The following is an 11,306-nucleotide window of genomic DNA, read 5'->3' as shown; positions in this document are numbered from 1 at the left end:
TTCGAGTGCCCACACAGATTGTCTGATAAATTGTTAAAGAGCAGTTGCGACGCGCTTTAGCGCTCTGTCGCGAGGTGGCGTATATTACGCTCTCCTCTTTCAGAGTCAACCCTGAATTTCAGGATTTTTCTCTTCAACCGGACCGGCTGTTTGTGTGAAGTGATTCACATCCGCCGTGTCGATGGAGGCGCATTATAGGGAGTCGACTCAGGAAGACAAGCGGAAAAATGCATTTTTGTTTCAACCGCTCACCTTTTATCCATAACGCTTACTTTTGCTGCTTTTTTATCGCCATTGGCAGGTCCGCCAGACTATTTAGCACTAAATCTGCCGCATTTTCTGCTTCCGGAGTGACTGGCTTGCCTGTACGCACTAATACCTTCGTTCCTACATTTGCAGCTGTCGCTGCCTGCATATCTTCAATTTTGTCGCCCACCATATAAGAAGCCGCCATATCGATGTGCAGAAAGTCTCGCGCTGAGATAAACATGCCCGGATGGGGTTTACGGCAGTCACAGACCTGGCGGTACTCTTCGACTGTGCCCTGTGGATGATGAGGACAATAATAGATACCATCCAGATCAACATCGCGATCGGCCAATGACCAATCCATCCATTCAGTCAACGTTTCGAATTGTGCCTCGGTAAATTTGCCACGGGCAATACCGGACTGGTTCGTCACGACAATCAGCGCATAACCCATCTTTTTAAGTTCACGCATAGCATCAATGACACCGTCGATAAATTCGAACTCGTCGATCTCATGGACGTAACCGTGGTCCACATTAATAGTGCCGTCACGGTCGAGAAAAATTGCGGGTACAGACTTTGCCACCTTTTATAGCTCCTGAATAAGGCATGTTGCTCTAGTATCGCATGTTTCGGCTGGCAAGAAAGTGCTCATCGTGCAAAGCCCGATTGATTTAGACGTCTGGATGCCTTAACATCCATCTTGTTGACGGCGTCGACCGTACCAGACAGACGAAAATGCCACGGCTAACTTAATTACGATAATAAATAACCAATGATTAAACTTTCGAATATCACCAAAGTGTTCCAGCAGGGGACTCGCACCATTCAGGCGCTAAACAATGTCAGCCTGCATGTTCCCGCCGGACAGATTTATGGCGTTATTGGTGCCTCCGGTGCCGGTAAAAGCACACTCATTCGCTGCGTAAACCTGCTCGAGCGCCCGACTGAAGGCAGTGTTCAGGTCGACGGTCAGGAGCTGACGACACTCTCTGAATCCGGGCTGACTAAAGCGCGCCGTCAAATTGGCATGATTTTCCAGCACTTTAACCTGCTCTCCTCCCGTACTGTTTTTGGCAACGTTGCGCTTCCGCTGGAGCTGGATAACACGCCAAAAGAAGAGATTAAACGTCGTGTGACGGAACTGTTGGATTTGGTTGGCCTTGGCGACAAGCACGACAGCTACCCGGCGAACCTTTCCGGTGGTCAGAAGCAACGTGTTGCGATTGCCCGTGCGCTGGCAAGTAACCCTAAAGTACTGCTGTGCGATGAAGCCACCAGCGCCCTCGACCCCGCTACGACCCGCTCGATTCTCGAATTACTGAAAGATATTAACCGTCGCCTGGGTCTCACCATTCTGCTGATTACTCATGAGATGGATGTTGTAAAACGTATCTGTGACTGCGTCGCGGTCATCAGCAATGGTGAACTGATTGAGCAGGACACCGTCAGCGAAGTGTTCTCACACCCCAAAACCCCGCTGGCACAGAAATTTATCCAGTCCACGCTGCATTTGGATATTCCGGAAGATTACCTGGAACGTTTAAAAGCAGAGCCGCAAGCCGACAGCGTGCCCATGCTGCGCATGGAGTTCACCGGTCACTCTGTTGATGCACCATTACTCTCAGAAACGGCCCGCCGTTTTAATGTGAATAACAACATTATCAGCGCGCAGATGGATTACGCCGGCGGCGTGAAGTTCGGCATCATGCTGACTGAAATGCACGGTACACAAGAAGATACACAAGCTGCCATTAGCTGGTTGCAGGAACACCACGTAAAAGTAGAGGTACTGGGTTATGTCTGAGCCGATGATTTGGCTGCTGGTTCGCGGCGTATGGGAAACGCTGGCAATGACCTTTGTGTCCGGTTTTTTTGGCTTTGTGATTGGCCTGCCCGTTGGCGTACTGCTGTACGTAACGCGTCCAGGACAAATCATTGAGAACGCGAAGTTGTACCGCACGCTTTCTGCGCTGGTTAACATTTTCCGTTCCATCCCGTTCATTATTTTGTTGGTCTGGATGATTCCATTCACCCGCATGATTGTTGGCACCTCTATCGGTTTGCAGGCCGCTATCGTCCCGCTAACCGTTGGCGCCGCGCCATTTATTGCTCGTATGGTTGAGAACGCCTTGCTGGAGATCCCAACCGGACTGATTGAGGCCTCCCGTGCGATGGGCGCTACACCGTTGCAGATCGTGCGTAAGGTATTGCTGCCTGAAGCTCTCCCCGGTCTGGTCAATGCAGCAACGATTACCCTGATTACCCTGGTCGGTTACTCAGCTATGGGCGGTGCTGTGGGTGCAGGCGGTCTTGGCCAGATTGGCTATCAGTATGGTTACATTGGGTATAACGCTACCGTAATGAATACAGTACTGGTATTGCTCGTCGTTCTGGTTTATTTAATTCAGTTATCCGGCGATCGCATCGTCCGGGCAGTCACGCACAAATAACGTTACACACAACACTAAAAACTCATTAAGAAAAGGAAATAAGCATGGCGTTCAAATTCAAAACCTTTGCGGCAGTTGGAGCCCTGATCGGTTCTCTGGCACTTGTGGGTTGTGGCCAGGATGAAAAAGATCCTAACCACATCAAAGTGGGTGTTATCGTTGGCGCAGAGCAGCAGGTTGCTGAAGTCGCACAGAAAGTGGCTAAAGAAAAATACGGTCTGGATGTTGAACTGGTCACGTTCAACGATTATGTCCTGCCCAATGAAGCGCTGAGCAAAGGCGATATCGATGCTAACGCCTTCCAGCACAAACCGTACCTGGATCAGCAGATCAAAGATCGTGGTTACAAACTGGTTGCCGTAGGCAATACCTTTGTTTATCCGATAGCTGGCTACTCCAAAAAAATCAAATCACTGGATGAACTCCAGGATGGCTCTCAGGTCGCTATTCCAAACGACCCGACTAACCTCGGCCGTTCCCTGCTGCTGTTGCAGAAAGTCGGCTTGATTAAACTGAAAGATGGCGTTGGCCTGCTGCCGACCGCGCTGGACGTGATTGAAAACCCGAAAAACCTGAAGCTGGTTGAACTGGAAGCGCCGCAGTTGCCACGTTCCCTGGACGACGCGCAAATCGCACTGGCAGTCATCAACACCACCTATGCCAGCCAGATCGGCCTGACTCCGGCAAAAGACGGTATCTTCGTTGAAGATAAAGATTCCCCATACGTAAACCTGATCGTGACTCGTGAAGACAATAAAGATGCTGAGAACGTGAAGAAATTCGTTGAAGCATACCAGTCAGACGAAGTTTACGAAGCGGCAAACAAAGTCTTCAACGGCGGTGCTGTTAAAGGCTGGTAATTTTAGGCTGTTTTCACAATCTGTAATATCATCAGGACGGGCGCTTGCCCGTCTTGTCATTTATGCAAGCACCTGATTCAATATCTGACGTTTAGATCATTCATTGAGGAAATATTATGCGTGCTTTACCGATCTGTTTAGTAGCACTCATGCTGAGCGGCTGTTCTATGTTAAGCAGATCCCCTGTTGAACCCGTTCAAAGCACCGCTACCCCGCCAAAAGCGGAGCCGGAAAAACCAAAAGCACCGCGCGCGACGCCGGTCAGAATTATTACCAACGCAGAAGATCTGGTCGGTAAACCATTCCGCGATCTTGGCGAAGTAAGTGGAGAGTCCTGCCAGGCATCAAACCAGGATTCCCCTCCGAGTATTCCAACCGCACGCAAACGCATGCAGATAAACGCATCCAAAATGAAAGCCAATGCGGTATTGCTGCACAGCTGCGAAGTCACCAGCGGGACGCCGGGTTGCTATCGTCAGGCTGTTTGCATCGGTTCTGCCCTGAACATTTCGTCTAAATGAGTCATTTTCAGTTCGAGCAAATAGGCGTTATCCGCTCTCCTTATAAAGAAAAGTTCGCGGTGCCACGCCAGCCGGGTCTGGTGAAAAGCGCCAACGGCGAACTGCATTTGCTCGCACCCTATAACCAGGCCGATGCTGTTCGCGGCCTGGAAGCATTCAGCCATTTGTGGGTGATTTTTGTTTTTCATCAGACAATGGAAGGTGGATGGCGTCCAACCGTGCGCCCACCCCGTCTGGGCGGTAACGCCAGAATGGGCGTCTTTGCCACGCGTTCAACCTTTCGTCCTAACCCTGTCGGGATGTCGCTGGTTGAGTTAAAAGAAATTGTCTGCCACAAAGAGCGCGTTATTCTGAAACTCGGTAGTCTGGACCTGGTCGACGGAACGCCGGTGGTCGACATCAAACCTTATCTGCCATTTGCAGAAGCACTGCCTGACGCCACTGCCAGCTACGCGCAGCATGCGCCGGTTGCTGAAATGACGGTAAGTTTCACTACGGAGGTTGAACAACAGCTTCTGACGCTGGAAAAACGTTATCCATTGCTGAAAACATTTATCGGCGAAGTACTGGCACAGGACCCACGTCCTGCGTATCGTAAGGGTGAAGAGACAGGCAAAGCGTATGCCGTCTGGCTACATGATTTCAACGTGCGCTGGCGCGTAACGGAAGAAGGTTTTGAAGTCTTTGCGCTTGAACCCCGCTAATTTCGAGCCCTTCTCTTTTGACATCCCTTTCTCGCTGGTAAACTAAACCACTTTTTTTGTGTCAGGCTGGCATCCAGCCTGTTCGATCGTTCAACTGGAACCGTAACAACATGCGTACTAGCCAATATCTGCTCTCCACTCTGAAGGAGACTCCTGCCGACGCCGAAGTCATCAGCCACCAGCTGATGCTGCGCGCCGGGATGATCCGCAAGCTGGCCTCCGGGTTATACACCTGGCTGCCGACCGGCGTGCGCGTCCTGAAAAAAGTCGAAAACATCGTGCGTGAAGAGATGAATAACGCCGGTGCGATCGAGGTGTTGATGCCGGTCGTTCAGCCTTCTGAACTGTGGGAAGAGAGCGGCCGTTGGGAACAATATGGTCCGGAACTGCTGCGTATTGCTGACCGTGGCGATCGTCCGTTTGTACTCGGCCCAACGCATGAAGAAGTCATCACCGACCTGATCCGTAATGAGCTGAGCTCTTACAAACAGCTGCCGCTGAACTTCTATCAGATCCAGACGAAATTCCGTGATGAAGTTCGCCCACGATTCGGCGTGATGCGTTCCCGCGAATTCCTGATGAAAGATGCGTACTCTTTCCATACTTCTCAGGAATCTCTGCAGGAAACTTACGACGCGATGTATGCCGCGTACAGCAAAATCTTTAGCCGTATGGGCCTGGATTTCCGCGCAGTACAGGCTGATACCGGCTCTATCGGCGGTAGCGCTTCTCACGAATTCCAGGTGTTGGCACAAAGCGGCGAAGATGACGTTGTATTCTCCGACAGCTCCGATTTTGCTGCCAACATCGAATTTGCTGAAGCCGTTGCGCCGAAAGAACCCCGCGCAGCCGCCACTCAGGAAATGACGCTGGTTGACACACCGAATGCGAAAACTATCGCGGAACTGGTTGAGCAGTTTAATCTGCCCATTGAAAAAACCGTTAAAACCCTGCTGGTGAAAGCGGTTGAAGGCAGCAGCTACCCGCTGGTTGCTCTGCTGGTTCGCGGCGATCACGAACTGAACGAAGTTAAAGCAGAAAAACTGCCGCAGGTTGCCAGCCCGCTGACTTTTGCTACTGAAGAAGAAATCCGTGCCGTCGTGAAAGCAGGTCCGGGTTCACTCGGTCCGGTGAATATGCCAATCCCGGTGGTTATCGATCGTACCGTGGCGGTAATGAGCGATTTCGCTGCCGGTGCGAACATCGATGGTAAACACTATTTTGGTATTAACTGGGATCGCGATGTTGCAACGCCAGAAGTGGCAGATATCCGTAATGTGGTCGCAGGCGACCCAAGCCCGGATGGCAAAGGTACACTGCTGATTAAACGTGGTATCGAAGTGGGCCACATTTTCCAACTGGGTACCAAATATTCTGAAGCGATGAAAGCTGCCGTTCAGGGTGAAGATGGCCGTAATCAGATTCTGACCATGGGCTGCTACGGTATCGGGGTGACTCGCGTTGTTGCTGCCGCAATTGAGCAGAACTTTGACGATCGTGGCATTGTATGGCCGGATGCTATCGCACCGTTCCAGGTCGCTATTCTGCCAATGAACATGCACAAATCCTACCGTGTGCAGGAACTGGCAGAGAAGCTGTACGCAGAACTGCGTGCACAGGGTATCGAAGTGCTGATGGACGATCGTAAAGAGCGTCCGGGTGTGATGTTTGCCGATATGGAACTGATCGGTGTTCCGCACACCATCGTGCTCGGTGACCGTAACCTCGATAACGATGATATCGAATACAAATATCGTCGTAACGGCGAGAAACAGCTGATTAAAACCGGCGACATTGTTGACTATCTGGTCAAAGCGATTAAAGGCTAACACCAGCAAAAGGCCCTGATAATCAGGGCCTTTTTTTACATGGATTGTATAAAATGGCTAAACCAACAGCGTATTACCGCCTGCTCTTCCCCATCTGTCTTCTTCTTTCAGCCTGCACGGTTGACGTCAGTCAGCAGAATTCATCTGCAACCGCTGTAGATGCACAGGCAAAAAAATGGGTGGTAAAATTCCAGCATCAAAGCTCATTTACCGCTAAGGCACTACATGAGATTACAGATACCGACCTCAAGCCTGGCGATCTATTATTCTCTTCCAGCCTTGGGGTCACTTCATTCAGTATCCGCGCGTTCAGCACTTCTTCCGTCAGTCATGTCGCCGTTTACCTGGGTAATAATGAAGTTGCAGAAGCGACCGGGGCGGGCGTACAAATCGTTTCTCTTAAGCAGGTGGAAAAGCACAGTGATAAGCTTTTTGCCCTGAGAGTCCCCGACCTCACCCCGCAGCAAGCCAAAGAAATCAAAATATTTGCCTATAAAATCAAGGACAGCGGCTATAACTATCGCGGCATCGCAGAATTTATTCCGTTTATGATGACCAAGCAAATATGTTCGTTGAATCCTTTCTCAGAGGATTTTCGCCAGCAATGCATCAGCGGACTGGCGAAAGCACAATTGAGCAATACCAGCGAGGGGGAAAAGAAGGCGTGGTTTTGCTCCGAATTCGTGAGTGATGCGTTTGCCAAAGCCGGGCATCCGCTAACGATGGCGCAGTCGGGTTGGATCAGTCCTTCCGACCTGATGCATATGCGCGAAGGCGATATTTCCGCGTTTAAGTCTGAAACGCAGCTACAGTATGTCGGCCACCTGAAGTTAGGAATTTATATCAGAACGAGCCGCTTTGTTGGATTGATCTGATAAAATCTATGAAGCCGAAAATAGGAAAAACTGTCCGCGAAATCACCGGACAGTTTTTATAAGCGACAGATTAATTTTCGCAACTCTGCCCGGGGATAAACTTAATTTCTTTATCTGCTCTTAAAGTTTTAACTGGCACGCCCGTATCCGGATTTGCTTCCATCGTGAAGTGCCCTTCCACCGTTAGCAGAACCGCCTTATCCGTTGTGCCACGCGCAACCAGATAATCTCGCTCCAGTTGCGCGTTGTTCGCTACAGAAACGCGTTTACCCGTTGCGCAGTCGGTAAAGATCGCCGCATCCGCCATGTAGAAATACATCCCGCGCATCGGCATTGGCGTCACGGGCAGACTGGCAGAAACCGGCTGCAAGGTATAGTTGAGCTGTGACTCAATTGGATTGCCTTCACGATCGAGCATTTCCAGTGCCTCGCCTTTTGCCCGGTAGTAAGACTTTTCACCTTTGCTGTCCATCAGCACCAGCTTGTCAGCCGTACGCGCCCATGAGCCATATGAAGCAAACGAAGAGGGTTCATCACGTACGCCCTGATAGCGTTCGTTCATTATCCATGTTCCATCTTTTTCCAGGAACAAAGAGGTTTCAATCCCTTCGCAGTCCGCACAAGGCAAGATGCCACGCCAGCTTTGCTGCATCGGTTTTAATTCTGCTGCTTGTGTCGGTTGCAGAACATCAACTTCAGAGCGATTGTTACAGCCGATCAAGGCAAAGAGTGTAAATACAGCTGCTAATGACAGTATTGCTGTTTTCACCACAGATTCCTTCTAAATATTGTATTCCCATTCGTCAGTCCTGTGGGCGACGAACTTTCCCGCGCAGTGCCTTCACAGTGGACTTTTGCGCCTTTGATGACAATCTGCGCTCTTTTGAAGCGCGTGTCGGGCGCGTTGCCTGCCTGCTTTTCTGCACTGCGGTTAATTCTTTAATCACTGCCACCAGCCGGGATATTGCCGCTTCCCGGTTCAATTCCTGGCTACGGTATTCCTGAGCCTTAATAATAATGACACCATCGCCGCTGATCAGATGATGGCTGGCAGCCAATAGGCGTTCCTTGTAATACTCTGGCAGGCTGGAGGCCCGAATGTCAAAGCGCAAATGAATAGCCGTTGAGGTCTTGTTAACATGCTGTCCACCTGCACCCTGTGCCCGAATAGCGGTGATTTCCAGCTCGTTATCAGGGATAGAGACATTTCGGGAGATAATAATCATCAACGCTGCTGCCACGCAGACAGATGGATTTCCAGATTGTTCTGAGAGTCTGACAACCAGATAGCACCGTCCTGAATAGTTGCCTGCAGCGCCATGGTGCGTCCTGCGAACTCACTCAGTTGCGCCAGTTGTTCATCATCCAGATACCACACGGATAAATTGGCAAACTGCGCGCATCGGGTCTGATTCTGCTGCCACCAGATTTGCGCTGCGCGGCTGTTATAGGCAAACAAAGCGACTTCAGCAGACTGGGTACACGCCTTCTTAAGGCGACGTTCATCCGGCAAACCGAGTTCAATCCAGAGATCGATGCCCAGGTGGTCGTTGCGCAACCATGCTTCGGGTTCGTCTTCAGCGCTTAAACCCCGCGTGAATTGCAGTCGCTCGTCGGCATATTTAATCCATGCCAACAAACGCAACATCATGCGTTCCTGGGTTTCTGAAGGATGACGCGCCAGCGTCAATGTCGCGTCAAGAAACTGGTTGCGGTCGAGATCCGCTACATTGACGACGGCTTTATAGATTGTCGCTTTAAGCGCCATGGGAGAACTCCTTTTGAATCAGGCGTCCATTGTAGCGAAAACTGTGGCAAAAGGCTGCTAACCGCTAACGAACGTACCGTCTATCAAGGCGCTGATATTGCTTGAATGAGTATGGTATAGTCACCTTGCTAAACAGAGTTTATCTTCGTAGGCTTAGACTTGCATCCACGGTTAAGTCAGAGTGCTGACAGGAGGGCATGTGGAAAAATATTGTGAGTTAATACGCAAGCGGTACGCGGAAATCGCCAGCGGAGACTTAGGGTATGTCCCGGATGCGCTAGGTTGCGTATTGAAGGTACTTAATGAAGTGGCGGCAGACAGCGCCCTTTCAGAGTCGGTCAGGGAAAAGGCGGCCTATGCTGCCGCGAACTTACTGGTGAGCGATTATGTCAATGAATGAAACGTATCAACCCATCAACTGTGATGATTACGACAATCTTGAACTCGCCTGCCAGCACCATTTGTTACTGACGCTGGCGCTCAAAGATGGCGAAGTTCTACAGGCGAAAGCCAATGACCTGGTTTCACGCAAAAATGTGGAATATCTGGTCGCCGATGTCTCGGGTGAAACCCGTGAGCTTCGCCTCGACAAAATTGCCAGCTTCAGCCACCCGCAAATCGGTACTGTGGTGGTCAGCGAATCCTGATTATTTTGTTGCCGGATGGCGGTGCAGGCTCCTTATCAGACCTACTTTCCATACGATACGTAGGCCTGATAAGCGCAGCGCCATCAGGCACGCCACACCAGACTCACCCCTTCTTCATTTTTTGCCAGCCCGTCATGCGTCACGAAAGCCCCTGCCGCCGCAATCAGCGTGTCACCGTAAAACAGTAATGGCGTGGTGTCTCGCCGCCAGGGAGGAATACCCTGCTCCTGCCAGATTTTTTTAAGCTTACGCCCACCGTTACGCCCGACAATATGCAATAACCCTGGCGCTTTAAAACGAATACTAACGGGTTCATCAACGTGTGGCCTGCGCAGCTCACCCGTAGCGATAAGCTGTATCTCGCCCAACCCTGCAGGCAGCGCTAACGGCGTTTTCCAGGATTGCCACGGGATGACGGTTTCACTTTGCCCGTCAACCGACTTCACCCACCACAGCTGCGACTGATAACGGCGGACGTCATACTCACCAAGGTGAAAACAGGGCGATGCGTCCTCACGTGCCAACGCGACTTCCTGCCAGATACGTTCTAACGCATCACGGGAAGGCATCGGTGCATTTAATCCTGCCAGCCAGCGACGAAGCAGCGCAGCACGTCGTACGGTACTCATCGTCATTAATGGCCCGAGCAAGAGTGTACCTTGCGCCGTAACGCAGTTGGCTAAATCGTCGGTCAGCAACTCATCCAGTAAACGTTCCTGCTCGGCACACAGCGCAGCGCTACGGGCTGTAGCTTGCGCAAAGCGCGGCCACCGCTGTTGCAGGTGCGGGATAATACGCAGACGTAAGAAGTTGCGATCGTAGGCATCATCCTGATTACTTTCATCTTCAATCCACCGTAATTCATGCTGGCGCGCCCACTGCTCAAGCGCACCACGCGTTTGCATCAACAGAGGTCGAATGAGTTGGGTACCGCTAAAAGGCGAACTTTCCCCCATGGCCGAAAGCCCTGCAGGACCACTACCACGCTTAAGCGCTAACAAAAATGTCTCACATTGATCGTCCAGATGCTGAGCGGTCATCAGCACCTCTCCAGGCAACAGTGTCTGCGCAAAGGCCTGATAGCGCGCTCGTCGGGCTTGCGCCTCGATGCCCAGCCCGTCATCCTGCAGATGAACCCGCTCAACCACCAGCGGAACCTGCCACTGCACGCATACCGCCTCACAATGTTGCACCCAGCGGTCTGCATGCGGGCTTAATCCATGATGTATATGGATGGCCCGCAGAGAGACCTCCGGATGCTGCATTCGCCACAGCACCAGTTGGTGCAACAGCACGGTAGAGTCGAGGCCGCCGCTAAAGGCAACGAGGATCGCGTTAGTGTTCAGAAGTGAAGTATTCAGCGTAAGTGTCGTCATGATGATTGCTTACAATAGCATTGC

14 protein-coding genes are annotated in these 11,306 nt (G+C 51.2%); 9 read left to right on the top strand and 5 right to left on the bottom strand.

The features are described 5' to 3' along the window. Window positions 1–268 precede the first annotated feature (268 nt). Window positions 269–835, bottom strand: a complete 567-nt coding sequence (gene gmhB / locus ACLJXE_RS14165) for a D-glycero-beta-D-manno-heptose 1,7-bisphosphate 7-phosphatase (RefSeq protein ID WP_048212629.1) — start codon at window positions 833–835, stop codon at window positions 269–271. A gap of 189 nt (window positions 836–1,024) precedes the next feature. Here gmhB and metN point away from each other — a divergent pair, with 189 nt between their 5' ends. From metN to ACLJXE_RS14130, 7 genes are all read left to right on the top strand, one after another. Next, a complete protein-coding gene (gene metN / locus ACLJXE_RS14160; protein ID WP_410751211.1) occupies window positions 1,025–2,056 on the top strand; it encodes a methionine ABC transporter ATP-binding protein MetN in 1,032 nt (343 codons plus the stop codon). Beyond that, complete coding sequence (locus ACLJXE_RS14155) at window positions 2,049–2,702, top strand: methionine ABC transporter permease MetI (RefSeq protein WP_005132073.1); 654 nt, start codon at window positions 2,049–2,051, stop codon at window positions 2,700–2,702. Before metN ends, ACLJXE_RS14155 begins: the two co-directional genes overlap by 8 nt. Before the next feature lie 44 nt (window positions 2,703–2,746). Beyond that, complete coding sequence (metQ, locus tag ACLJXE_RS14150) at window positions 2,747–3,562, top strand: methionine ABC transporter substrate-binding lipoprotein MetQ (protein WP_003829145.1); 816 nt, start codon at window positions 2,747–2,749, stop codon at window positions 3,560–3,562. 116 nt (window positions 3,563–3,678) lie between these two features. Beyond that, window positions 3,679–4,083 (top strand): Rcs stress response system protein RcsF, encoded by a 405-nt coding sequence (rcsF, locus tag ACLJXE_RS14145; RefSeq protein ID WP_040230040.1) that lies wholly within the window; start codon window positions 3,679–3,681, stop codon window positions 4,081–4,083. Then, window positions 4,080–4,787 carry a tRNA (N6-threonylcarbamoyladenosine(37)-N6)-methyltransferase TrmO gene (tsaA, locus tag ACLJXE_RS14140; RefSeq protein ID WP_410751210.1) on the top strand — a complete coding sequence of 236 codons (708 nt, stop codon included), beginning with the start codon at window positions 4,080–4,082 and terminating at the stop codon, window positions 4,785–4,787. The genes rcsF and tsaA overlap by 4 nt, the downstream gene beginning before the upstream one ends. Before the next feature lie 110 nt (window positions 4,788–4,897). Then, window positions 4,898–6,616 (top strand): proline--tRNA ligase, encoded by a 1,719-nt coding sequence (proS, locus tag ACLJXE_RS14135; RefSeq protein WP_410751209.1) that lies wholly within the window; start codon window positions 4,898–4,900, stop codon window positions 6,614–6,616. Window positions 6,617–6,669: 53 nt separating this feature from the next. Next, window positions 6,670–7,491 carry a YaeF family permuted papain-like enzyme gene (locus ACLJXE_RS14130; protein ID WP_410751208.1) on the top strand — a complete coding sequence of 274 codons (822 nt, stop codon included), beginning with the start codon at window positions 6,670–6,672 and terminating at the stop codon, window positions 7,489–7,491. A 70-nt stretch (window positions 7,492–7,561) separates the two neighbouring features. On the opposite strand, the gene nlpE is transcribed toward ACLJXE_RS14130, so the two are convergent. The 3 genes from nlpE to ACLJXE_RS14115 are packed head-to-tail and all read right to left on the bottom strand — an operon-like array spanning window position 7,562 to window position 9,259. Continuing rightward, on the bottom strand, window positions 7,562–8,263 hold the full coding sequence (gene nlpE, locus ACLJXE_RS14125; RefSeq protein ID WP_410751207.1) for an envelope stress response activation lipoprotein NlpE: 702 nt from the start codon (window positions 8,261–8,263) through the stop codon (window positions 7,562–7,564). A gap of 31 nt (window positions 8,264–8,294) precedes the next feature. Next, window positions 8,295–8,717, bottom strand: coding sequence for an alternative ribosome rescue aminoacyl-tRNA hydrolase ArfB (gene arfB / locus ACLJXE_RS14120; RefSeq protein WP_410751206.1), 423 nt, complete (start codon window positions 8,715–8,717; stop codon window positions 8,295–8,297). After that, window positions 8,717–9,259, bottom strand: coding sequence for a YaeQ family protein (locus tag ACLJXE_RS14115; RefSeq protein WP_286630815.1), 543 nt, complete (start codon window positions 9,257–9,259; stop codon window positions 8,717–8,719). Before ACLJXE_RS14115 ends, arfB begins: the two co-directional genes overlap by 1 nt. A 199-nt stretch (window positions 9,260–9,458) precedes the next feature. Here ACLJXE_RS14115 and ACLJXE_RS14110 point away from each other — a divergent pair, with 199 nt between their 5' ends. Both ACLJXE_RS14110 and rof read left to right on the top strand, forming a co-directional pair. Next, complete coding sequence (locus ACLJXE_RS14110; RefSeq protein WP_005132083.1) at window positions 9,459–9,659, top strand: YaeP family protein; 201 nt, start codon at window positions 9,459–9,461, stop codon at window positions 9,657–9,659. Continuing rightward, on the top strand, window positions 9,646–9,906 hold the full coding sequence (gene rof, locus ACLJXE_RS14105) for a Rho-binding antiterminator (protein WP_048212636.1): 261 nt from the start codon (window positions 9,646–9,648) through the stop codon (window positions 9,904–9,906). Before ACLJXE_RS14110 ends, rof begins: the two co-directional genes overlap by 14 nt. An 83-nt stretch (window positions 9,907–9,989) precedes the next feature. On the opposite strand, the gene tilS is transcribed toward rof, so the two are convergent. Then, window positions 9,990–11,282, bottom strand: a complete 1,293-nt coding sequence (gene tilS / locus ACLJXE_RS14100) for a tRNA lysidine(34) synthetase TilS (protein ID WP_410751205.1) — start codon at window positions 11,280–11,282, stop codon at window positions 9,990–9,992. Window positions 11,283–11,306 lie beyond the last annotated feature (24 nt).

The sequence above is a fragment of the Citrobacter sp. U14242 genome (assembly GCF_046555775.1).
Lineage (GTDB): Bacteria > Pseudomonadota > Gammaproteobacteria > Enterobacterales > Enterobacteriaceae > Citrobacter.
The sequence above is the reverse complement of the archived record's forward strand: the minus strand, read 5'-3'. Positions and strand labels throughout refer to the sequence as shown.